Raw genomic sequence first — 23556 nt, forward strand, 5'->3', positions numbered from 1 at the left:
GGCTAAAAAAAATAAAACGATAATGAAGAACCTCTTTACAAGCCTTTCCATTTTGCTCTTATCGGTAGCAGGAATTGCACAATCGGTAAAATTCAATAATCCAATTATTAAGGATCAATACACAGGAGATCCTGCAGCGTTGGTTTACAAAGACAAAGTCTATTTATACGCTGGTCATGACGAAGCGCCAAATGATTTTCACTTTTATAAAATGAATGAATGGCTGATATATTCTTCATCTGATATGAAAACCTGGGAATCGCATCCGGTACCCTTAAAAGTAACCGATTTTAAATGGGCAAAAAGCGATGCCTGGGCTTCGCAGGTTATCGAAAGAAATGGAAAATTTTATTGGTATGTAACGGTCGAACACGGAACTGTTCCCGGAAAATCAATTGGAGTTGCTGTAGCAGATAATCCGCTTGGGCCTTTTAAAGATGCGTTGGGAAAAGCTCTAATAACAAACGATATGACAAAATTTAGCGATATAAGCTGGGACGATATCGACCCGACAGTTTTTATTGATGATGACGGACAAGCTTATTTATTTTGGGGAAATACAGCCTGTCATTATGCTAAACTAAAAGAAAATATGACTGAAATAGATGGAGAAATTCATCACATAAAACTGCCAAATTTTACCGAAGCACCGTGGATACACAAACATAAAAACTGGTATTATTTATCGTACGCTTATCAGTTTCCTGAAAAAATAGCTTACGCAATGAGCAAATCCATTAATGGACCATGGGAATTTAAAGGAATTTTAAACGAAATCGCCGGAAACAGCAACACCAATCATCAATCGATAATAGAATTTAAAGGACAATCGTATTTCATTTATCACAATGGAGCATCAATTCCCGATGGAGGAAGTTTTAGAAGATCAGTATGCGTTGATAAATTATTTTATAACAAAGACGGAACAATGAAAAGAGTGATTATGACATCAGAAGGAATTCAATAGATTGTCAGTCTGAGCGAAGTCGAAGACAGTCGCCGTCACAGTTTTCAGTTTGTTCATGAAACATTCAGTTGGACTTACATGACCTAAAAGTTTCCAGATAAAGCCAAACTTAAATTTACTTATATAACTTATATGGTTTACAAAAACATAAAATATGCAATTTCAATTCTAATCTTCCTAATCGGTGGAATTTCTTTTGCGCAGGAGATTGTAGTACACGATCCCGTTGTCATTAAACAAAAAGACACTTATTATTTGTTTTGTACCGGAAAAGGAATCAGTGTTTTTAGTTCCAAAGATTTAAAAAACTGGAATCCAGAACCACAGGTTTTTGCAGAAAAACCCGTTTGGGCAGATGGCGTTGCGGCAGATTTTAAAAACCATATCTGGGCGCCGGATATTTCATTTCACAACAATAAATATTATCTATATTATTCCGTTTCTGCTTTCGCCAAAAATACTTCGGCGATTGGCGTTGCGACCAATACAACATTAGATTCAAAAGATAAAAACTACAAATGGGTTGATCAGGGAATTGTGATTCAGTCACAGCCAAACCGTGATATGTGGAATGCGATTGATCCGAATTTGGTTTTTGATGAAAATAATACACCATGGCTGGCTTTCGGTTCTTTTTGGGAAGGACTGAAAATGGTAAAACTAAATCCCGATTTAAAATCTATTGCAGAACCTCAGGAATGGCATACGATTTCAAAACGAAAAAGAACTTTCGAATTATCAGATTCAGATCCCGGAGACGGCGCACTCGAAGCTCCATTTATATTTAAGAAAAACGGTTATTACTATCAATTTCTTTCTTGGGATTTATGCTGTCGCGGAGAAAAAAGTACTTATAAAGTTGTCGTTGGAAGATCTAAAAATGTAACAGGTCCTTATGTCGATAAAGACGGAAAACCACTCGATCAGGGCGGCGGAAGTTTAGTCGTTCAGGGCGACGAAAATTACTTTGGTGCAGGCCATAACAGTGCTTATACATTTGACGGCAAAGATTATATTTTCTATCACGCTTATGAAAAGAAGTCAAACGGAACACCAAGATTAATAGTAAAAGAAATGCAATGGGACGCAGATTTATGGCCGATTTTAAAATAGAATAATCAAAATAATGAAAAAATATACTTTCACATTCATACCAATTTTAATCGCATTTCTCGTTTTGATTTCCTGTAAAGAAACCAAAAATGATGTGGTACAATCGAATAAAACTTCGGTCTTAAAAGCTGGTTACGAAATAGAACCTGTTAACATTCAAAATGTAAAATTGACCGATTCATTTTGGCTTCCAATTATAAAAAGAGTGCAGGAAGTTACGATTGCCTACGCCATTCAAAAATGTAACGAAGAAGGCCGTTTCGAAAATTTCTTAATCGCAGGAAAACAAAAAACAGGAGAAGTTCGAGGGCAGATGCCTTTTGATGATACAGATGTTTATAAAATTATTGAAGGCGCATCAAACACATTAATTTCGGCTCCAAACCCGAAACTGGAAAGAGTTTTAGATTCCTTAATTGCCATTGTAAAAATTGGTCAGGAAAAAGATGGTTATTTAACCACATGGAGAACCATAAATCCTGCAAAACCGCCAGCGCCGTGGGTTCCGGTTATTGAAGGTAAACGTTGGGAATCGTTGCAAATAAGCCACGAATGTTACAACGCTGGACATTTAATAGAAGCTGCCGTTGTACATTATGAGGCCACAGGAAAAAGAAATTTTCTGGACATTGCCATCAAAAATGCCGATCTGTTTGTAAAAACTTTTGGCGATAAACCAGGTCAGGTAAAAGGCGTTCCGGGACATCAGATTATAGAAACGGGTTTAATCAAATTATATCAAATTACAGGAAAAGAAGATTATTTGAAATTAGCGAAATATTTTTTAGACAATCGTGGAAATCCAAACAATCATAAATTATATGGCGAATATGCACAAGATCATATTCCGGTAATTCAGCAAAGTGAAGTTGTTGGACACGCCGTTAGAGCCGTTTACATGTACGCAGGAATGACGGATATCGCAGCAATGACAAAAGACCAAGGCTATACCAATGCCGTAAATAATTTATGGGAAAACATGGTCAACAAAAAAATGTACATCACAGGCGGAATTGGTTCAAGACACGACGGTGAAGCTTTTGGAGCGAATTACGAATTGCCAAATCTAACGGCCTATAACGAAACCTGCGCAGCAATTGGAGATGTTTACTGGAACCATAGGCTGCACAATTTATACGGAAAATCACAATATTTTGATGTAATCGAAAGAACAATGTACAACGGATTAATTTCAGGAATTTCATTAGACGGAAAAGAATTTTTCTACCCAAATGCCTTAGAAGCCGATGGCGTTTTTAAATCAAACAGAGGTTCTTGCACACGTCAGGCTTGGTTTGATTGTTCTTGCTGTCCTACAAATTTAATCCGATTTATTCCGTCGATTCCGGGACTTATTTATTCGAAATCAAAAGATGTTCTATATGTGAATTTGTATGCTTCAAACAACGCCTCATTCACTTTAAACAAAACCGATTTACAGATTTCGCAGCAAACCTCTTATCCCTGGAACGGAAAAATTGCCATTTCTGTAAATCCAAAAAAAGAAAGCCAGTTCACAATCAAACTTCGAGTTCCGGGCTGGGCAAGAAATGAAGTTTTACCGGGAGATTTATATTCTTATAAAAAAGCTTCAACTCAAAAAACAAGCATCAGTTTGAATGGAGAAGAAATGTCAATTCAACCTGAAAATGGATATTATACCATTTCAAGAAATTGGAAAAAAGGAGACAAAATCAATCTTAATTTCCCGATGGAAGTTCAGGAAGTAGAAACCAATTCAAAAGTAGAAACTAATAAAAATAAAGTTTCACTAGAATATGGACCAATTGTTTATGCCGTAGAAGAAATCGATAATAAAACCAATTTCGACAAAATAAATGTAGCTTCTGGGGACACCTTCAAAGTAAAAAAAGAAGCCAATTTATTGCAAGGTGTAAATGTGATCGAAAATGAAAAATTTAAAGCGATTCCGTATTATTCTTGGTCAAACAGAGGCGTTGGAAAAATGAAAGTTTGGTTGGATTATAAGAATTGAGATTCTATTCCTGCAAGGTTTCCAAAACCTTGTAGGTTTAGTTTTTAAACTTAAGAAACTTAATAATACCTACAAGGTTTTGGAAACCTTGCAGGAGAGCAAAAAAATAAAAACCCGTTTTATCCGCGTCATCCGCGTGCTATAAAACACATTAAATATAAAAGAATGAAGCCTAATTTAATTACAAAAATCACCCTTTGCGGTTTATTGCTGAACGGCATTTACACATCGGCACAAAAAAATAACCTTCAGGTTGATGCATCCAAAACCATCACGAAAATTCAACCGACTATGTACGGAGTATTTTTTGAAGATATCAATTTTGCAGCCGATGGAGGCTTATATGCCGAAATGATCAAAAACAGATCATTCGAATTCCTATTTCCAATGATGGGATGGAACGAGCCAAACAGCGATCGCCACAAACTAAATCAGCAATCCGGAATTGCCAATGTGATTCAGTATTCTCAAAAAGGGACAAATCATAATTATTGTCGCGTTACAATTAATGATGCTTCTGGATATCAGTTAATAAACGAAGGTTTCAGAGGAATGGGAATCAAGAAAGATTTGAAGTACAATCTGACTTTAAAAGCTTCAAAAATATCAGGTAATATTTCGAAAATAATATTTCAGTTTATTGATAAAGATAACAAAGTTTTAGGCGAAACTTCAGTTGTGCCGACTTCGAATGACTGGTCAAATTATTCGGCTCAATTAATATCAAATGCAACAGAAGCCAAAGCAAAATTGAAAATCACTTTTGAAGGAAATGGCGTAATTGATTTAGATAATATTTCATTATTTCCAGAAGATACTTGGGCAGGAAGAAAAAACGGACTTCGTAAAGATTTAGTACAATTATTATACGATTTAAAACCAGGATTTTTACGTTTCCCTGGAGGCTGTATTGTTGAAGGAAGAACTTTGGCAGAGCGTTACCAATGGAAAAAATCAGTTGGAAATGTTGAAGACAGAGAAACAGCAGTAAACCGTTGGAACATGGAATTTGCACACCGTCCGGCACCAGATTATTTCCAAAGTTTCGGATTAGGTTTCTTTGAATATTTCCAGCTTTCAGAAGATATTGGCGCTTCTCCGCTTCCAATCTTAAGCTGCGGAATGGCTTGTCAGTTCAATACTGGAGAATTAGTTCCGATGGATCAAATCGATCCTTATGTTCAGGATGCATTAGATTTAATTGAATTCGCAAATGGCGGAACAGAAACAGCTTGGGGAAAAGTAAGAGCTGATATGGGACATCCAAAACCATTCAACTTAAAATTCATTGGAGTGGGTAATGAACAATGGGGACCAGATTATATCGAGCGTTTTAAAGTGTTTCAAAAAGCCATTAAAGCCAAATATCCAAACATCACAATCGTATCTGGAACAGGACCTTTTCCTGACGGAGATTTTTACGATTATGGAATGAAAGAATTGAAAAAACTGAATGCAGAAATTGTAGACGAACATTATTATAAAGATCCAGCCTGGTTCCGTAAAAATGTAACGCGTTACGATAATTATGACCGAAAAGGGCCTAAGATTTTTGCTGGAGAATATGCGGCGCAAAGTGTAGCAATCGCAAGTCCGGAGAATAAAAATAATTGGGAATGTGCTTTTTCTGAAGCGGCTTTCATGACAGGAATGGAGCGTAATGCTGAGGTGGTTCAGCTGACTTCTTATGCGCCTTTATTGGCTCACGTTGAAGGCTGGCAATGGACACCGGACATGATTTGGTTTAATAATTTACAATCATACGGAACGCCAAATTATTATGTTCAGAAATTATTTTCTAATAATAAAGGAACCGATTTAATCACTATTACAAAAGACGGAAAAGCAGTTACAGGCCAAAATGATTTGTTTGCGTCTGCAGTAAAAGATGTGAATTCAAAAGAAGTAATTCTGAAAATTGTGAACACAAATTCGGCTTCTCAAAATGTTTCAATTGATATAAAAGGAGCAAAATTAGATTCAAAAGGAACATCCATAATTTTAAAAGGAGACGGAATAAATGATGAGAATTCTTTTGAAAATCCAACCAAAATAAGTCCGAAAGAAAGCGAATTTAAAGTGTCTGGAAACAAAGTTCAATATGATTTTCCGGCTTACTCTGTTACCGTTTTGAAAATTAAGATGAAATAATCGCAATGTAATAAATGTAACACTAACATTTATTTTTTGTTTTGATCTTAAACCCTTGTTTTTATGCATTATTTGTAAAAGTTCATTAACTTATTTTTATTAAGTGTTTTTTATACACTTATGAGTTATTTATAATTATATTTGTCATTATTTAAAATAAATTTCGAATGAAAAATTATGTAATAGGATTAGACTACGGAACAGATTCTGTTCGTGCGGTGCTTATAGATACTGAAAATGGGCAGGAGTTAGCATCTAATGTTTCTCATTACAAAAGATGGAAAAACAAACAATATTGTGACGCTTCTATAAATCAGTTTCGCCAGCATCCTTTAGATCATATCGAAGGGTTGGAAATTACAATTCAGAATGTTGTAAAAGAAAGTAAAGTTGACCCGAAATTGGTTCGCGGAATCTGTATCGATACAACAGGATCATCTCCTGTTCCGGTTACAAAAGACGGAACTCCATTAGCATTAACAAAAGGTTTTGAAGAAAACCCAAATGCGATGATGGTTTTATGGAAAGACCATACTTCGATAAACGAAGCAAACGAAATCAACGAACTGGCAGTAAGCTGGGGCGGAGAAGACGTTACTAAATATGTAGGCGGAATTTACTCATCAGAATGGTTTTGGGCAAAAATACTTCACATTGCAAGACAAGATGAAGCAGTTCGAAATGCAGCACACACTTGGATGGAGCACTGCGATTTAATGACATATTTATTAATCGAAGATAAAGATTTAAAAACCTTCAAAAGAAGCCGTTGCGCTGCAGGTCACAAAGCAATGTGGCACACAGACTGGAACGGATTACCTCCAGTTGAATTCTTAGAAAAATTACATCCGTATTTGGCGCAACTTCGAGGTAATTTATACGACGAAAGCTATACATCCGATTTAGTTGCTGGAAAATTAAGCAAAGAATGGGCAGATCGTTTAGGACTTTCAACAGAAACAGTTGTAGCTGTTGGAACTTTCGATGCACATTCTGGAGCAGTTGGGGCTAAAATTGAAGAAAATACTTTGGTTCGCGTTATGGGAACTTCAACTTGTGATATCCTTGTCGGTTCTTATGATGAGGTTGGCACAAAAACCGTTCGTGGAATTTGCGGACAAGTTGATGGTTCAGTTATTCCAGGATTTATCGGTTTAGAAGCGGGACAATCTGCTTTTGGTGATTTATTGGCCTGGTATAAAGAATTATTAATGTGGCCAACAGAACATTTATTAGGTTCTTCATCAACTTTAAATGATGCGCAAAAAGAGCAGTTAAGAGAAGAATTCAGCGATAAATTAATTGTGGAATTAACTAAAGAAGCGGAGAAAATTCCGGTTTCCGAAAGTCTTCCAATTGCTTTAGACTGGATTAATGGAAGAAGAACTCCAGATGCTAACCAAGAAGTAAAAAGCGCGATTTCAAATCTTTCTCTAGGAACAAAAGCGCCGCATATTTTTAAAGCTTTAGTAAACGCAATTTGTTTTGGAGCGAAGAAAATTGTAGACCGTTTTGAAGAAGAAGGCGTAAAAATAGACAGCGTAATAGGAATTGGTGGTGTTGCTCGTAAATCTCCTTTTATCATGCAGACTTTGGCAAATGTTTTAAATAAGCCAATTAAAATTGCTGCTTCAGATCAAACTCCTGCTTTAGGAGCAGCAATTTATGCAGCAGTTGCAGCTGGAATTTATCCAAACGTAATCGAAGCAAGCCAGAAAATCGGAAGTGATTTTGATGGTGAATATTTCCCTCAAACTGATAAAGTGGAAGCGTATCATAAACTTCTTTTAGGTTATGAAAAATTAAGTGCTTTTGCAGATCCAAACCTTAAAATATCGCAACATGAGCTCTCTTTATAAAGATTTAAAACAAGAGTGTTACGAAGCCAATATGCAGTTAAATGCATTGAATTTGGTTGTCTACACTTTTGGAAATGTAAGTGCCGTTGACCGCAAAAATGGTGTTTTTGCCATTAAGCCGAGCGGTGTTCCTTACGAAGATTTAAAGCCTGAAGATATTGTTATTGTCGATTTTGATAATAATATTATCGAAGGAACGATGCGTCCGTCATCTGACACTAAAACGCATGCTTATTTATATAAAAACTGGTCAAATATTGGAGGCGTTGCGCATACACACGCAACATATTCTGTGGCTTGGGCGCAATCACAGCAAGATATTCCAATTTTCGGAACAACACACGCAGACCATTTAACGGCAGACATCCCGTGTGCGCCACCGATGGCAGATTCGCTTATTGAAGGAAACTACGAACACAATACCGGAATTCAGATTCTGGATTGTTTCAAAGAAAAAAATCTTTCGTACGAAGAAGTAGAAATGATTTTGATAGGAAATCACGGTCCGTTTGCTTGGGGAAAAAATGCTGCAAAAGCGGTTTACAACAGTAAAGTTTTAGAAGTAGTTGCAGAAATGGCATATCTGACTTTGCAAATTAATCCAAACGCACCACGATTAAAAGATTCATTAATTAAGAAGCATTACAACCGCAAACACGGAAAAGATTCGTATTACGGACAGTAATGATTTTAGATTTTAGAGTGCAGATTTTAGATTAAAGAAAATAGAATAAAGGACAAAGAGAAAATATTTTCGCTAATCGTGAATTTTTAGATAAAGAAAAACGATTTGACGATTAAACAAATAAACGATTAAACAACATGATTGATATATCTCAAAAAGAAGTATGGTTTGTAGTAGGAAGCCAGGAATTATACGGTGAAGAAACGCTTAGAAAAGTAGCAGAACATTCACAGATTATTGCAAAAGGATTAGATGCTTCGTCTTCAATTCCGGTAAAATTGGTTTATAAAGATGTGGTAAAATCTCCATCGCAAATTTTAGACGTTTGTTTGGCGGCAAATTCAGCTAAAAATTGTATCGGAATTATTGCCTGGATGCATACTTTTTCTCCAGCAAAAATGTGGATTGGCGGATTAAACATCCTTAAAAAACCATTATGCCACTTACATACACAATACAATGCTGAAATTCCGTGGGGAAGCATCGATATGGATTTCATGAACTTGAATCAGTCTGCACACGGAGATCGTGAATTCGGTTTTATCATGTCTAGATTACGTAAAAAACGTAAAGTGGTTGTAGGACATTGGGAAGACGAAAGAGTTCAGAAAAAATTAGGAATCTGGTCAAGAGTTGTTTTAGGATGGGACGAACTTCAAAATCTAAAAGTAGCTCGTATTGGAGACAATATGCGTGAAGTTGCCGTTACCGAAGGAGATAAAGTAGAAGCTCAAATTCGTTTTGGAGTTTCAGTAAACGGATATGATTCTTCAGATGTTACAAAACATATCGAAAAAGTAACAGATAAAGAATTAAACGATTTATTGGCAGTTTATGAGCAATCATATACTTTAACGGATTCTTTAAAAGAAGGCGGAGCGCAAAGAAGTTCTTTAGCGGAAGCGGCAAAAATTGAATTAGGTTTAAGAGCTTTCCTTGAAGAAGGAGGATTTGGCGCTTTCACAGATACATTTGAAAATCTTGGAGTTTGGAAACAATTACCGGGAATTGCAACACAAAGATTAATGGCCGATGGTTATGGTTTTGGTGGAGAAGGAGACTGGAAAACAGCTGCAATGGTTAGAGCTTTAAAAGTGATGTGTGTTGGTCTTGAAGGCGGAACTTCTTTCATGGAAGATTACACTTACCACTTCACACCACAAAAATCGTATGTTTTAGGATCTCACATGTTAGAAATCTGCCCATCAATTGCTGACGGAAAACCTTCTTGCGAAGTGCATCCATTAGGAATTGGAGGAAAAGAAGATCCGGCTCGTTTGGTGTTCAATTCGCCTGCAGGTGACGCGATCAATGTTTCTTTGGTTGATATGGGAACGCGTTTCCGTTTAATCGTTAACGAAGTTGAAGCAGTAAAACCAATGGCTGAATTACCAAAATTACCAGTGGCACGCGTTCTTTGGGATTGTAAACCAAATCTTGAAGTTGCAGCAACTGCCTGGATTTTGGCTGGTGGAGCGCATCATACTGTTTACAGCCAATCATTGACAACAGAATATATGGAAGATTTTGCAGATATCGCAGGAATCGAATTATTGGTTATTGATGAAAAAACGACTGTAAGAGAGTTTAAAGATAAAATCAACGCAAACGAAGCTTATTATCATTTGTTTCAGCACGGCCTGTAAGGCAGTAAAATGTAATTTGTAAGATGTAAAATGTGAAAAAACTTAAAAAGGTAATTTTTACATTTTTAAAATGATTAAATTTCGCATCTGACATTTTACATCTAACATTTAACCTTTTACAAACCAAAAAACTATCATTTATGAATGTATTAAAACGTTGTATTTTTGGAATCGGCTTGTTAAGTCTGACGGCAATTTCAACTCAATGCAAAAACGATAAAAAAATGGATGAAGCTACAGTTTCTTCGGATAAAAAAGCAACAGTTACAATCGAAAAATCTTCTTATGGAACAACCGCAAAAGGAGAAAAAGTAGATAGTTATAAATTAAAAAACCAAAACGGGATGGAAGTTGATATCATCACTTTTGGTGGAAGAATTACAGATTTGAAAGTTCCGAATAAAGAAGGGATTTCTGAAAATGTTGTACTTGGATTCAATTCTTTGGCACAATACGAAAAAGAAAATCCTTTTTTTGGAGCTTTGATAGGAAGATACGGAAACCGAATTGCTAAAGGGAAATTTTCGTTAGACGGAAAAGAATATCAATTGGCAATCAACAATGCACCAAATGCTTTGCACGGAGGACCGCAGGGATATTTTAATGTAGTTTGGAAAGCAGATGAGGTAAAATCCGGCGAAACAGCTTCTTTAAAATTATCGTATTTAAGTAAAGATATGGAAGAAGGTTATCCCGGAAACCTGAAAGTTTTTGTAACTTACACGTTGACAAATGATAATCAGTTAGAAGTTTTATATGAAGCTGAAACTGATAAAACAACGGTTGTGAATTTAACACAGCATTCGTATTTTAATTTATCCGGAGATTTCGCCAAAACCATCTTAGATCACGAATTGACGTTAAATGCCGATAAATTAGTTCCGGTTGATGCTGATTTAATTCCAACAGGAAAGTTAGATGATGTTGCAGGTACTCCATTTGATTTTAGAACGCCAAAATTAATTGGAAAAGATATCAATGCTAAAAATGATCAGTTAGAAAAAGGAAAAGGTTACGATCACTGCTGGGTGTTGAACAATCCTGAAAAAGGAAAAACAATTATTGCAAAAGTATACCACGCACCAAGCGGAAGAGTTATGGAAATGACAACAGACGAACCTGGAATTCAGTTTTACTCTGGAAATTTCCTTGACGGAACGCTGCCAATGCCTAACGGCGGAACTTTTGCGCACAGAACCGGACTTTGTCTAGAAACTGAACATTATCCGGATTCTCCAAACCAGAAAAATTTCCCAACAACGGTTTTAAACCCGGGAGAAAAATACAAAACTAAAACTACCTTTAAATTCTCAGTAAAGAAATAGTTTTAGAATTTGTTTCATTAGTTTAATTCTCTAAGAAACCTCGGAAGCGATATGCTTTTGAGGTTTTTTTATTAGCAATTTTACTCATTTTCGTCATTTCGACGAAGGAGAAATCTCCACGAGTAGCTCGACAAAGATTGGAAATTTCTGTGCGGAGTTGTTCGTGGAGATTTCTCCTTCGTCGTGAAAATATTGCGTTTAGTCTTCCAGTCTTCATTACATTTAATAATAACTTTGTTGTATTCAAAAAGAAGGCAAAATGAAACATTTATTTAAAGCACAATTAAACTGGACTTCTAAACAAAATCAAGAAGAATCATCTAAAAAATTCTACAGCAAAACCCATCAAATTAAAATTGAAGGAAAACCAGTTTTAGACATTTCAGCAGCAAAAGCTTTCAAAGGCGATCCGTCATTATATAATCCCGAAGATTTATTATTGAGCAGTTTAGTTTCCTGCCACATGATGTCCTACTTATATGTCTGTTCTCAAAACGGGATAGAAGTTGTTGAATATTCAGATAATGCAAAAGCAACATTAGAAGTAAATTCAGATGGAAGCGGGCGTTTTGTTGAGGTTAGATTATATCCGAAAGTGAAAATTTCAAATCCAGATCAAATTGAATTGGCTTTAGGTTTACATTTTAGAGCGAATCAATTGTGCTTTATTGCTAATTCGTGCAATTTTCCTGTTTTACACGAGGCGAGTTGTGAGGTTTAAATATATAATATAAATTCCTTGTAGTAATGATCTTCTTTATGGATAACCGTAAATAAGTAAAATTTAAAAAAAGTAGATTTGAGTTATAAATTTAATAAAGAAAATGAAAAAAACATTGCTAATATTGTTTGTTATTTTTGCGTCATGCGCAAAAAAAGAATTACCGTCTAATGTATCAATTGCTCTAGATGATTTAGATGGTTTTATAAAAATAAATAGAGATTATGACAGTTTGATAAGTGTTTTAGAAGATTTAAAAAAATTGCATTATGCATGTGTTAAATTAAAGACTTCAAGTTAATTTAAATTTTAAGAAAATTTTGGCGACATATTGTCAGTTTTGTCAATATGGTACATGTTTTGTTAAAATTTTAGAAAAACTAAATCTATGCTAACATTATCAGAATCAATAACAAAGATGGTAGATAACATCAGCGTTACCGACCGACAAGAAGACACTATTACTATAACAATTGAAAATTTAGACAGCTATTTAATAGACGAGGAATCTGAGTTATATATAACTGAAACATTCACTAATGGTTCTTGGGAGAGAGAAACAAACATTCGACCTTTGGATGATGTTGATGTTTTTGCTGTACTCGAAAAAAGTAAATGGTTGGATGAAGAAGACGAGCTTCCAAAGCCAAAAACCGTTTTAAAGAATTTGAAAGATTATTTAAATGGAATCCCGATTTATGAAGGTAAAGTTTCACAGAATAGACCTTGTGTAACAATTGAATTAAGCAAAATTGATTTTGATATTTTGCCAAGTTTTGAAGAGGGGGAAGGATTTCTAATTCCTAATCATGATTTGGAATCATGGACATTTAGTAATCCAAAAAGTTTGACTCAACGTTTAGATGATGCAGATGTATACAACGATTATCAATTAAAAAGCATTATTAAGGCAATAAAGTATTGGAATAAATTGAATGATAAGCTTATTCCATCTTTCCAAATAGAAGAATCTGCTATCTCAATTTTCGACACTGACAAATTTTCTGATTTAGAAGAAGGAATAAGAAACTGGTTTAATTTTGCCATTGATTTATTGGATAAAAAAACTTTTAAAACAGAAAACAAATACGATAAAGGAAAAGAAAATGTTGAGTTTGTTAAGCAAAAGTTGAATGAAGCAAAGAATTTATTTGATGATGGCAAAGAAACGGATGCAAAACAAATATGGAAAGAAATTTTTCAAAAAGAATTCCCAACGGTTGACGAAGAAGAAGCAAAAAGATATTCTACATTGCTTTCAGAGGGAAGTTTGAAGATTTCGTCAACGGGATTATTGTCTGATACAGTAGGAAAAAACATTACCGCATCAAAAGGTTACTATGGGGAATCATTATAAAAAAAGATTACTTCCTAGTGATAGGCAAATTATTTCCATGCGAAAAGAATATCCTCAATTTAAAAGTAGAAGAGAAGGTAAAAACATACTTTTTACAGGAGAATTAAAGGTTAAACCTGAATTTCCTTCCTATACGGTTTCTATATTGTACAGGCATGATAAAAGCCCGCATGTTAAAATTTTGTCTCCAACATTGGTTGATAAGCCACCACATTTTTATCAGTCAACAGGTACTTTGTGTCTTTATTTGCCAAAAAACTATAGATGGAGTAAGCATAGATTAATATCTAAAGAAATTGTTTCTTGGACTGCTGGTTGGATATATTTTTATGAAATATGGCTACAAACTGGAAAATGGTTTGGTCCAGAAGCTAAACATAATACTGATAAAAAAAATGAATAGAATCGTACCGCATCAGGTTAGTTACAGTTGGTTAAAATATACAGGTGCTATATCAACAATATGTTTATATGTCTCTGCTATTATTTCTTCAATACTTTTATTTATGGAAATATTCCAATTTAAAAGTGAAAACTGTACTGAGGTCTTAAATAGGTTATTGGCATTAATTTCGTTTAGCTATTTTGTGAATGAATTTTGTCAGAGCTGTATTTTTAATAAAGCTGAATCACAGAGAAATTTGGATTTTATTGATAATAGTTTCAATACAAAGTTCGCAGAAAAGAATTCCTCAGGTTATTATTCTAATGATGAAGTTCAGGCAGGAATCATTAAGATGGGATTTAATGGCTTTGAGAATTCTTTTTTTTCAAAAAAGGTATCAGCCGAAATGCTAAATAAGGAATTACGCAAATTTATAGTGGTAATTCTATTATTTCTAACATGTATTTTTACATCGCCTAAAATTGTGGTCGTTATTGTTCAAATGAGTCTTCCTCTTGCTATAATCCAACAGACTATAAAATTGTACATTTATAATTATAAAGTCAATGAGATATTTTTTAATTATAAAACGATATTCTCGTCAATGAATCAGAATGAAATGACTCCGCACATTATTAAAAATTGTATTAATTATGAAAAATTGCTTTCATGGGCAAGCATACCTTTAGATGACACATTATTTAATCAAATGAATGGTAGACTTTCAATAGAATGGAATGATTTAAAAAATAATATTTGAAAGTGAAGAGACACATTTTATAAAAAAAGAGAGAATTAATTTCTCTCTTTTTTTATTTTTATTCTGAGACTGCAGTCAAAGAACCTTTTGAAATGCTGAATGACTTCTCGGTTATCCTGCTTCCGTTGCAGAACCCAAAATTGGAGTACGGACTCTTATTGGTTAGATTATCAATTGAGAACTCAGCTTTCAGAATTGTTCCGTCAAAGCTGATTATCTTGATTTTTCCCACTGTTTTAGCACCTTCAAACAAATCAGTACTCGTGTAGCAGACCGTTTGGTCATAAGCCAGAGGAATGTCATTTATGCCAGAGTTGAGGTAAACAAAAGAAATGTCGTATGTCTTTCCAGCAGTCAGTTTAGCATCAGAAGTTACGATTTGAAAATACATATCGCCTGAATCACGGTTGTCACTTGATGCGGGATTTTTGATGATGAAACTGCCGTAAATACTGTATTCATTCTCAGATGTGTTTGTAGACTCGCTTTTCGTCCATGTAACGTCAATTGCCGAACCAGAAACATCAGTAGCGGTCACATACTGGGTTTTATCGTTCAATGTGAAAGCGATGGATGATTTTGAATTATCCGCGTTTTCTTGTTCAGAGTCATCAGACTGGCAGTTCGTGAATAAGATGCTTAGCAATGCAAAAAGTACAATTTTTTTCATGTTTTTAGTTTAGTTGGTTTAAGTAATTTCTTGTTTTATCGGCATTTATCTATTTCCTTGTCAACATAGTGGAACAATTCGTCCGCATAGCTGTCAGGCAAATCATTATCCTCAATGACATTTCGAACCAACTGCGGTACATACAGATACCTGCTGTTATCGACACGGCTCAGCTCACGCTGGTGGCTTGTTTCATTGTTGATAGTTTTTACATAAGAGTATCTTTTGCAGTAATCTTGAATGATTTCTGTCTGCGCCCATGCTTTCAGGTCTTCTAGGCTTTTTGTTTTCGGATGCTCTTTTACGTATTCATTGTGGACACGAAGACTGAACATGTAGCCCGCAAAGCAGAGAAGTGCAAAAATGATAGCGGAAACCCTCACGATAATTTTTAATGGATTGTTCATTTTTTGGTTTTTAAGATGTGTTAAAATTCAGGCAAACTTAGCATTAAAAATTTAATTCGGCAAATATGCCGATGATTTAAAACGGCATTATTCGACTTTTGGATAATGTCAGAAGAATTTTTAATAAAGTTAGGCGATAACATAAATGCCAGAGCCAAAGCTAAGTACAAAACTAATTTGGAGTTTGCATCTGCATGTGAAATTGATGAAGCAAGCATCAGACGTATATTGAAAGGAAAACAGAACTTTTCGATTAAAATCTTTTTACGAATCTGTAATTCTTTAGATATAAAAATGTCGGAACTACTTTCTGAAGTAAATCTTTAGTATTCTGAATTAAAGATTATTTTCCATATTTGATTATAGATACTTAACAGTAATTCATTAATATTATTTAAGAACAAAAAGCCATTCCATAACGGAATGGCTTTTTAATTGTAAATATTGACAGTTGATTGCTAGTCTGACTATTGTATGTAAACTTTGTAGTAAAATAGTTATATTAGCGAAATAAATGCATTTTAAATTACTGAGACTCAATAAATAATTATGAATACTCTCGAACTCCACTATTGGTTTAATGATGATTCACACAGTATGAACGCATTTGTTCAGAATAAATGTGAACATGAATTTTTAGGAATTTTAAAAGAAATTGCAGATACTTTTGAAGTTGAAATTATCATAGAAACAGAACCTTTTGGAGAAGGTGGTTTGTTAAGAAGGTTTAATATTTTTACTCTTAGCACTGAAAATAAGAATGCATTAAAGCTAACAATAGTATCAGCATTAGTGCTTGGTATTTTTGTAACTCCAATAGCAACGGGAGTGCTTAAAACGACAGAGCACATAATTGATAAAATATTTGAGGACGAAGAGCTGAAAGAAATCGAAAAAAACAAATCAAAAAGTGAAATTGAAAAAAACAATGCCGAAACTGAAAAAATAAAAGCTGAAACAGAAAATTTAAAGTTGGATGCTGAAGCTAAACGTCAAAAACTTTTGAAAAGTACGGTAATTAAGAAAAAAAGGTCTAATTTTTATGAGGCATTGGAGAAAGACCCAAAAGTAAATCAATTTTCAATCCAAGCAAAAAACTCAACTTCTACTTCTGGTTTTGAAGAAATGTTCATTATCAAGAGCAATTTTAAAGAGTTTATTTTGGTCACGGATGATTTGGAAACTGAAAAAATTGATAATGCCATAATTGAAATTATAACTCCTGTTTTAAAGAAGGGAAAGTATAGATGGATTGGAATCTATAATGGAGAACCACATTCGTTTAATATGAAATCAAACGAATTTAAAACATTAGTACAGACAGGTAAAATTGAATTCAAAAATGGTTCATCGATAAATTGTTTGTTAGAAGTAAGAAAAAAAATAAACAATGAAGGAGTTGAACAAATTGCAGGTTATGATATAGTTCGGGTTAATAATTATTTTGAAAATGATAAACCAATTGAAACTCCTGAAGGAAAACAGCATCGACAAAAAGAAGAAGCCAATAAACAACAGGTTAAGATGAATTTTAATCTTGATTAAAGGTAATTTAAAGCGATATAGTAGATATTGATTGTTGAAATTAAAATCATTTTATAACAAATAAGCGTCGATCGTGCAGAGCACGATTAACGCTTATTTTCTTTATTAAGGTTTTATCAAAATTTTTAGTTTCGAAATCATTAAAGGAGTTATCAAAACTCCATCATAATCATTGTACTTCTGCTGAGCAGTCTGTTTAGTTAAATAATCTACTAGTTCAGCCATTTTTACGTTGGAGCTGTCAATTCCAGAAATGATTTTTAGAGTATTTTCAACGTCAAAAGATAATTGAGACAAGATATCGTAAAGATTTATCATTTCATTCAGAGCGTATTTCTGCAACGGCTCAAACGTTGATTCAACCAAATCACTGCTGTTTACTTTGACGCTGGTTTTCACTCCATGTTCCAAAATGATACGGTTCATGGTTTCAGCTACTAGTTCTCTGTCTTTTTCTTCACACATCAGCGCATCATACACATACAGCACATATACTCCTTTAGCGTTCAAATCGCTGATAACTGCGCTCATGATATCTACTTCAACTGCAAACATCTTCTGAGAAGTAATCTTATGACCATGCTCATTTTTATCATGATAGATTTGAGCTAACATGTCGGGTTCATTTGTTGAATAGTAGTCAAATAAAGGAGACCTTCTCATGTCATCCCATTTCTTATTGAAAAAGCTCAGGTGCTCAATCTTGACATCATTAAGGTCAATTCCTGTAAGTTCCGCCACTGATTCATGTGTGAGGTAAGCCAGTGAGCCATCATACAGCGTAATTGCAATATTTGGGTGTAGAGCGGTGTAGTCACATTCAGTCAGCCTCTTTCCGTCAACTGTAATCTGCTCCCGAATCCATGAGGGCATAAGCGTGAAGCTGTCCACCACACGACCACCGCTCGACATATCGCCAGCACTTGGAATCATGAAGCCACGACTCGTTAAGAACTCAAAAAGCTTAATATTATCTTCAACAAAGCTCCTGTTATCGACATCGACCCAATAGTGATTTAGGTGTTTGTTACGCATGGTCAGGATTTTGTTTTTTTTTGTAGTATGTCCTTCTTTTACCAACTTCCTACCGATAGCCAGCAATTCTTCGCTGGTTGGCAAATCAATCTTTGGATACAGGGCAATAAGATTAGCGCATATCGGATTGGTCATAGCTTGGCACAACTGCTGATAGTAGATTCTGTTGCGGGTAAGGATAATTCCAGCATCTTTGATGATATACTCAATAAGTCCAGCTTTCAGATATGTATCGGTCAATCGGAATTTTTTTGACTCTACACCGACTTGATAGCTCTTATCAACTTCGATAAATGCTCCTGTGCTTGTTCCAGTGGTCAGCACGTCGATTATCTTCTTATAGATAAAGGTATTGTTTGCATTTTTGCTCTGCTGGTGCAGAAGCATTGCGTTAAGCGGTTTCCATTTGGAATCCGTGTAGTAGGTGCTTGCAAGGTTGGAGAGAAATGCCAGACACTTCTCAACGGCAATGTCAATGTCTGAGTCAACCGCTTTAAGTAAGTCTTTGGAAACGTATTTCCTTAGGTTGTATTCGGATTTCTTTGGTATTAGGATAGAATTTACGTTTGGGAAACGCAGTGCTGATTCTGACAGCTTGTAATCGTTTAGGAGCACGTCTAAGTCTCCAGTATCGCCAGTAAAAGCGATGTAGTCTTCATTTTTAGAATTCATTTTGATATTCTCTTATTCTCGTTCCATCAAACAGATGGATTATTGTCTCTTAGATTGGCTTGGTAAGAGAAGCTGGGGCTATAACTCCCAGCAACCAAGGATTTAATGAGTTTTCTCTCAGTTATTATCAAGTATACTTCTAAATCATAGAATAGTCAATAGTTTTGGAACACTATTTTGATAAATATTTGAAGTTATTTTTTAGACCAACATTTTTGATTAGCGCAAACTGCGCATAAAGCCAAGGTCAAAATACGTCTGAATACCTTGTTATTGCTGGTGTTGTTGTATAGTAGTTATTAGTAACATATATGATAGAAGAGAGAGAGACAGAAAGAAATAATTTTCCGCTCGAAACCTTTAGAACAATAGCGCAGATTGAGCATAACAAAATTTGTGCTAATATGTTCTTAAACCTTGATGTCACTGATGTTATGCTTACAGGATATTAAGTAACATATATGATAGAGAGAAGAGAAAGAGTAATCAAACCTTATCAGCTCTTTCATGTACCATTAAGTGCCGTATCGTGTTCCTATAGAGCTATAGATGCTCCTGTAAATGCTGGGAAGCCTGCAAAGTGGAACAATCTGAACCAAAAGACCGCTTCATGTCAAGCAGACCCTCCGCACTCCCTGCAAAAACTGGTACTAGAGACCCAAGTTACCCGCCCATGTGCATCTGAAAAAGTGTACTTGTCCTGACATGTAGCTCGGATATGTCCGTAAACTGCGCTCGTAAAAATGAAGAAAAAAAAATCTGATGAGAAAATGGCAAAAAATTTCTAAGAAAAAATTCCGAACTTGATTTCCAATGATATTTATGATAAAAGAGAACATGAAAATAGTAATAACCTTATCCCAACTAAAAGAGATACTTAAGACCCAAGCAGTCAGATATCCGCTGTCATTCAAAGCGGGAAATTTTACGGACAAGGAACTTGAAGAATTTACACAATTGATACAATCCAAAGAACGAGGCTAACGACCTCGTTTTTTTGTGCTCTGAAATGACCCAAAAATCCGTGAGTCCAGGAAATCCAGGATTTTTCTTGCACAATCCAAAATAGACCTGGACATTTGTTTCACTTTCTAAAAGAAGTGAAAGTAATCGTGTAAGCTCAATGAAATCAGCGGTTTATAGAGCATGAAGAATCTACCGCTTTCAGATACATATATTAAGGTAGAAAAGTGAAACTAAAATCATGAATTATGGCATTAAAAGGACAAAAGACGACAAGTGATTTTTTAGAGTGGGAAAAGATGCAGAGCATCGTTTTGAAACTGGAGCGTGATAACGACCTGAAATTTGCGCTACTTATTGCAACAGGTTCTTACATTGGTCTGAGAATTTCTGACCTGCTCCAGCTTCGTTGGAATCAGGTTTTGAATCAGGATTACTTCACGATAACCGAGAAGAAGACCAAAAAGACCAGAAAAGTGACCATCAACCCAGAGTTGCAGACCATCCTGAGTCGTCTGTTTGTTCAGCTCAAAGCTAACGAAAGCGATTTGATGTTCGCCAACCGCACTGGAGATAAGCCGTTCAGCGTCCAATACGTGAACAGCAAACTGAAAGATATTTTTGCCAAATATAAAGTGCGTGGTCAGTATTCAAGCCACTTTATGAGAAAAACCTTAGGTAGACGTGTATGGGAGGTCAACAAGTACAGTGACCAAGCTTTGCTGTTACTATCTCAATTATTCAATCATTCGAATGTTTCGACCACTAAAATCTATCTTGGAATCCGAGAACAGGAGATAAGTAACCTGTATTTAAGCGTATAGTTAAAAAATTATTCGCAAAAATTCAATGCATTTTTCATTGTTTTTTGCGAATTCTTCAAAAAAGGAAAAATACATAACTCAATTTAGCTATGTATTTATGCTAATTTATTGATTTTTAGTCATTTAAAAACAATTAAGAGCCTTGTAACTCAATTAAGTTAGCAACTTTAACAAAATCAATAATTGTAGGTTTTTACCCATTTTTGAGTCCCGTTTTTTTCGCATACCTTTGTCAAACAAAATCAAAGGAAAAAGATTATTGCAAGAATCTTTTCGCCATTCTGACAGCTAAAGAATGGAATAAGAGCAAGTTGTAAAGCTGAACAGCAGGCTCTAAAAATCAAAACATGTTTTAAATAATCAAATTCAGTAAAAATAACTGAAGAGGAAAGGTATGTCAACAAATTAGTGTTAATCATGCCGTATACATACAATTTCTAAATCAAACTGGTTTAGGAAAGGTCTTTAGCGACCTACAATAAGAAGAATTCCACCGTCAAAGAAAAAAATTGGAAAATGACGACAGAGTACCAAATTGTTAAGTGTAACACAATGTAAAAAAATATTAAACAAAAAAGGAATAAAATACTCGGATGAAGAAATTGAATTAATCCGAAATGTGCTTTACAAATTGGCAGAGGTTTGCCAGTTGAATAAAAATAGATTAAAATAAAATAATATAAAAAAACAAGAATTGATAATGACAGTACAAGAAAAAATAGAAATGGTGCAATTAAGAGGGACTCTGTGTGAGTCAGGAATCATTAGTTTATTAAATGATAAATATGCTGAATGGGCAATGATTTCATTCGAAGATGAATATTTTGTGACATATTCAGTTTTGGATAGCTACGCAGATATATGCTATTATGAGGATATCGAGTCTTTTGAAAATGAATTACGAGCAAGGACTTATTGTCTAAACTTACCAACCGACTTAAATGGAGAAGTTTATGAATAGTAGTGTAAATGTGATAATTTATTGCAGGGTGAGCACTGATGAGCAAGCTCAAAAAGGTTTTAGTTTAGATTATCAAGAAGAATCCTTAAAGAGATACTGTGATTCAAGAAGCTATAATATTGTCAAAGTTTACAAAGAAGACCACTCGGCTAAAAACTTTAATAGACCAGAATGGTCAAAATTGAAAACATATGTGAAATCTAACAAGAAAGAAATCCATAAGGTTCTTTTTGCTAAATGGGATAGGTTTTCAAGGAATGTTGAACAAGCTCTGACGGTTTTAAGAGAGTTTGATTCAATAGGTGTTGAGTTAAATGCATCTGAGCAATACCTAGACACGAGTAATTCTGACAATAAAATGGTATTGGCTATTTATTTGACTGCTGGCGAGGTTGAGAGGGATAAAATATCTAGTAGAACAATTGCGGGGACTTATCAAGCGAAGAAAGATGGTTATTTTGTTGGAAAAGCTCCGTTTGGATATGACAACTTTAGAGATGAACTGAAAAAATCCACTCTTAAACCAAATGAACATGCTGGTTTAGTGAAAAGAGCATTCAAAGAAGTTGCTATGGGGATAGAGCCTGTAGAAACGATAAGGAAAAAGTTAAGACAAGACGGAATGGAGTTAAAGAAGAGTGCTTTTAGCGAACTTCTTAAAAACATTGTGTATATCGGTAAAATAAGAGTTCCTGAATTTAAAAAGGAATCTGCAATGATAGTTGATGGTAAACATGAGGCTTTAATAGATTTGGAAACGTTCAACAAGGTTCAAAATGTGTTCAAGGGAAAAAGATGGCACGGAATCAAACCGAGTCATAAAAACCATGATTTCCCAATGCGTGATTTCTTAATTTGTAAGATTTGTGGAGGTCAAATCACGGGAAGTAATTCTAAAGGTAGAACAAAGAGGTATGCTTATTATCATTGTAGAAATAAGTGCAAAACAAGGGTCTCCGTTGATGATGCTCATCTTAAAATCGCAAGTATTTTAAGTGGTTTGCAGATAAATGAGAATATAAAAGAATTGTTTGTTGATGTCTTAAAAGATTCAGAATCTCAAATCAATGGAGATAAAAGTAATCAGCTTGAGATTAAGCTGGAGGCTCAGAGAGCATTAAAAGCTCAAATTGAAAAAGCAGAAGATAAGCTTATGAGTGACGATATCAGTAAAGAAAGATTTGAAAGTATAATAGAACGCATAAATGGAAATTTAAGTGTTGTGAACAATGAAATTGAGATTCTTAGTGCTAAGACGGATTCAATAAAAACGTATGTAGATTCAGGTATTGAGTTACTTGCAAACTTGGATAAGTTGTTTCTTAATGGAGATTATGATGGAAAAAGAATTGTAGCAGGTGCGATTTTTACTCAAAAATTACTTTTTGGAAACGATGATTGTCGAACCACTCAAGTCAATGAGGTAATCAACGTTTTGACTAGAAATAGCAAGGGTTCGGAAGGGCTTAAAAAAGAAAAAGCTGTCAAAAATGACAGCTTTTCCGTTAATGTAC

20 protein-coding genes are annotated in these 23556 nt (G+C 34.7%); 17 read left to right on the forward strand and 3 right to left on the reverse strand.

What is annotated here, in order from left to right:
* Positions 1–22: 22 nt before the first annotated feature.
* The 13 genes from ABDW27_RS23680 to ABDW27_RS23740 all read left to right on the forward strand — a co-directional run bounded on the left by ABDW27_RS23680 (position 23) and on the right by ABDW27_RS23740 (position 14965).
* A complete protein-coding gene (locus ABDW27_RS23680) occupies positions 23–967 on the forward strand; it encodes a glycoside hydrolase family 43 protein (RefSeq protein WP_343698167.1) in 945 nt (314 codons plus the stop codon).
* Positions 968–1099: 132 nt separating this feature from the next.
* Positions 1100–2080, forward strand: coding sequence for a family 43 glycosylhydrolase (locus ABDW27_RS23685; protein ID WP_343698168.1), 981 nt, complete (start codon positions 1100–1102; stop codon positions 2078–2080).
* Positions 2081–2093: 13 nt separating this feature from the next.
* Positions 2094–4076, forward strand: a complete 1983-nt coding sequence (locus ABDW27_RS23690) for a glycoside hydrolase family 127 protein (RefSeq protein WP_343698169.1) — start codon at positions 2094–2096, stop codon at positions 4074–4076.
* A 165-nt stretch (positions 4077–4241) separates the two neighbouring features.
* Positions 4242–6227 carry an alpha-L-arabinofuranosidase C-terminal domain-containing protein gene (locus ABDW27_RS23695; RefSeq protein WP_343698170.1) on the forward strand — a complete coding sequence of 662 codons (1986 nt, stop codon included), beginning with the start codon at positions 4242–4244 and terminating at the stop codon, positions 6225–6227.
* A gap of 167 nt (positions 6228–6394) precedes the next feature.
* The gene (locus tag ABDW27_RS23700) at positions 6395–8086 is read left to right on the forward strand and encodes a ribulokinase (RefSeq protein ID WP_343698171.1); all 1692 of its coding nucleotides are present in this window, start codon (positions 6395–6397) and stop codon (positions 8084–8086) included.
* Positions 8070–8771 carry an L-ribulose-5-phosphate 4-epimerase gene (locus ABDW27_RS23705; protein WP_343698172.1) on the forward strand — a complete coding sequence of 234 codons (702 nt, stop codon included), beginning with the start codon at positions 8070–8072 and terminating at the stop codon, positions 8769–8771. Before ABDW27_RS23700 ends, ABDW27_RS23705 begins: the two co-directional genes overlap by 17 nt.
* 137 nt (positions 8772–8908) lie before the next feature.
* Complete coding sequence (gene araA / locus ABDW27_RS23710) at positions 8909–10417, forward strand: L-arabinose isomerase (protein WP_343698173.1); 1509 nt, start codon at positions 8909–8911, stop codon at positions 10415–10417.
* A 140-nt stretch (positions 10418–10557) separates the two neighbouring features.
* Positions 10558–11742 carry an aldose epimerase family protein gene (locus ABDW27_RS23715; protein WP_343698174.1) on the forward strand — a complete coding sequence of 395 codons (1185 nt, stop codon included), beginning with the start codon at positions 10558–10560 and terminating at the stop codon, positions 11740–11742.
* 259 nt (positions 11743–12001) lie between these two features.
* Entirely contained in the window at positions 12002–12463 is a 462-nt protein-coding gene (locus tag ABDW27_RS23720) for an OsmC family protein (protein WP_343698175.1), read from the forward strand.
* A gap of 103 nt (positions 12464–12566) precedes the next feature.
* Positions 12567–12764 (forward strand): hypothetical protein, encoded by a 198-nt coding sequence (locus tag ABDW27_RS23725; protein ID WP_343698176.1) that lies wholly within the window; start codon positions 12567–12569, stop codon positions 12762–12764.
* An 87-nt stretch (positions 12765–12851) separates the two neighbouring features.
* On the forward strand, positions 12852–13820 hold the full coding sequence (locus ABDW27_RS23730) for a nucleotidyltransferase (RefSeq protein WP_343698177.1): 969 nt from the start codon (positions 12852–12854) through the stop codon (positions 13818–13820).
* Positions 13804–14223, forward strand: a complete 420-nt coding sequence (locus tag ABDW27_RS23735; RefSeq protein ID WP_343698178.1) for a hypothetical protein — start codon at positions 13804–13806, stop codon at positions 14221–14223. Before ABDW27_RS23730 ends, ABDW27_RS23735 begins: the two co-directional genes overlap by 17 nt.
* A complete protein-coding gene (locus ABDW27_RS23740; RefSeq protein WP_343698179.1) occupies positions 14216–14965 on the forward strand; it encodes a hypothetical protein in 750 nt (249 codons plus the stop codon). The genes ABDW27_RS23735 and ABDW27_RS23740 overlap by 8 nt, the downstream gene beginning before the upstream one ends.
* Positions 14966–15023: 58 nt before the next feature.
* On the opposite strand, the gene ABDW27_RS23745 is transcribed toward ABDW27_RS23740, so the two are convergent.
* Together ABDW27_RS23745 and ABDW27_RS23750 are read right to left on the reverse strand one after the other, a co-directional pair.
* Positions 15024–15635, reverse strand: coding sequence for a hypothetical protein (locus ABDW27_RS23745; RefSeq protein ID WP_343698180.1), 612 nt, complete (start codon positions 15633–15635; stop codon positions 15024–15026).
* Between the two features lie 35 nt (positions 15636–15670).
* The gene (locus ABDW27_RS23750; protein WP_343698181.1) at positions 15671–16042 is read right to left on the reverse strand and encodes a hypothetical protein; all 372 of its coding nucleotides are present in this window, start codon (positions 16040–16042) and stop codon (positions 15671–15673) included.
* A gap of 549 nt (positions 16043–16591) precedes the next feature.
* Between ABDW27_RS23750 and ABDW27_RS23755 the strand changes: the two genes are divergently transcribed.
* Positions 16592–17587, forward strand: coding sequence for a hypothetical protein (locus ABDW27_RS23755; protein WP_343698182.1), 996 nt, complete (start codon positions 16592–16594; stop codon positions 17585–17587).
* A gap of 105 nt (positions 17588–17692) precedes the next feature.
* Here the strand turns inward: ABDW27_RS23755 and ABDW27_RS23760 are convergent, their stop codons facing one another.
* A complete protein-coding gene (locus tag ABDW27_RS23760; protein WP_343698183.1) occupies positions 17693–19294 on the reverse strand; it encodes a hypothetical protein in 1602 nt (533 codons plus the stop codon).
* Between the two features lie 1211 nt (positions 19295–20505).
* Between ABDW27_RS23760 and ABDW27_RS23765 the strand changes: the two genes are divergently transcribed.
* From ABDW27_RS23765 to ABDW27_RS23775, 3 genes are all read left to right on the forward strand, one after another.
* Positions 20506–21081: a tyrosine-type recombinase/integrase gene (locus tag ABDW27_RS23765; RefSeq protein WP_343698184.1), complete on the forward strand. Its 576-nt coding sequence runs from the start codon at positions 20506–20508 to the stop codon at positions 21079–21081.
* A 700-nt stretch (positions 21082–21781) separates the two neighbouring features.
* The gene (locus tag ABDW27_RS23770; RefSeq protein ID WP_343698185.1) at positions 21782–22042 is read left to right on the forward strand and encodes a hypothetical protein; all 261 of its coding nucleotides are present in this window, start codon (positions 21782–21784) and stop codon (positions 22040–22042) included.
* On the forward strand, positions 22035–23556 hold a 1522-nt coding region (locus ABDW27_RS23775; protein ID WP_343698186.1), incomplete at its 3' end, for a recombinase family protein. The genes ABDW27_RS23770 and ABDW27_RS23775, both read left to right, overlap by 8 nt.

Origin of the sequence: Flavobacterium sp., from assembly GCF_039595935.1 — a bacterium.
GTDB lineage: Bacteria > Bacteroidota > Bacteroidia > Flavobacteriales > Flavobacteriaceae > Flavobacterium.

Bases quoted from the DNA above. Each gene is read 5' to 3' on its own strand.
- ABDW27_RS23680 (WP_343698167.1), top strand. From the start codon at position 23: ATGAAGAACCTCTTTACAAGCCTTTCCATTTTGCTCTTATCGGTAGCA.
- ABDW27_RS23685 (WP_343698168.1), top strand. From the start codon at position 1,100: ATGGTTTACAAAAACATAAAATATGCAATTTCAATTCTAATCTTCCTA.
- ABDW27_RS23690 (WP_343698169.1), top strand. From the start codon at position 2,094: ATGAAAAAATATACTTTCACATTCATACCAATTTTAATCGCATTTCTC.
- ABDW27_RS23695 (WP_343698170.1), top strand. From the start codon at position 4,242: ATGAAGCCTAATTTAATTACAAAAATCACCCTTTGCGGTTTATTGCTG.
- ABDW27_RS23700 (WP_343698171.1), top strand. From the start codon at position 6,395: ATGAAAAATTATGTAATAGGATTAGACTACGGAACAGATTCTGTTCGT.
- ABDW27_RS23705 (WP_343698172.1), top strand. From the start codon at position 8,070: ATGAGCTCTCTTTATAAAGATTTAAAACAAGAGTGTTACGAAGCCAAT.
- araA (WP_343698173.1), top strand. From the start codon at position 8,909: ATGATTGATATATCTCAAAAAGAAGTATGGTTTGTAGTAGGAAGCCAG.
- ABDW27_RS23715 (WP_343698174.1), top strand. From the start codon at position 10,558: ATGAATGTATTAAAACGTTGTATTTTTGGAATCGGCTTGTTAAGTCTG.
- ABDW27_RS23720 (WP_343698175.1), top strand. From the start codon at position 12,002: ATGAAACATTTATTTAAAGCACAATTAAACTGGACTTCTAAACAAAAT.
- ABDW27_RS23725 (WP_343698176.1), top strand. From the start codon at position 12,567: ATGAAAAAAACATTGCTAATATTGTTTGTTATTTTTGCGTCATGCGCA.
- ABDW27_RS23730 (WP_343698177.1), top strand. From the start codon at position 12,852: ATGCTAACATTATCAGAATCAATAACAAAGATGGTAGATAACATCAGC.
- ABDW27_RS23735 (WP_343698178.1), top strand. From the start codon at position 13,804: ATGGGGAATCATTATAAAAAAAGATTACTTCCTAGTGATAGGCAAATT.
- ABDW27_RS23740 (WP_343698179.1), top strand. From the start codon at position 14,216: ATGAATAGAATCGTACCGCATCAGGTTAGTTACAGTTGGTTAAAATAT.
- ABDW27_RS23745 (WP_343698180.1), bottom strand. From the start codon at position 15,635: ATGAAAAAAATTGTACTTTTTGCATTGCTAAGCATCTTATTCACGAAC.
- ABDW27_RS23750 (WP_343698181.1), bottom strand. From the start codon at position 16,042: ATGAACAATCCATTAAAAATTATCGTGAGGGTTTCCGCTATCATTTTT.
- ABDW27_RS23755 (WP_343698182.1), top strand. From the start codon at position 16,592: ATGAATACTCTCGAACTCCACTATTGGTTTAATGATGATTCACACAGT.
- ABDW27_RS23760 (WP_343698183.1), bottom strand. From the start codon at position 19,294: ATGAATTCTAAAAATGAAGACTACATCGCTTTTACTGGCGATACTGGA.
- ABDW27_RS23765 (WP_343698184.1), top strand. From the start codon at position 20,506: ATGGCATTAAAAGGACAAAAGACGACAAGTGATTTTTTAGAGTGGGAA.
- ABDW27_RS23770 (WP_343698185.1), top strand. From the start codon at position 21,782: ATGACAGTACAAGAAAAAATAGAAATGGTGCAATTAAGAGGGACTCTG.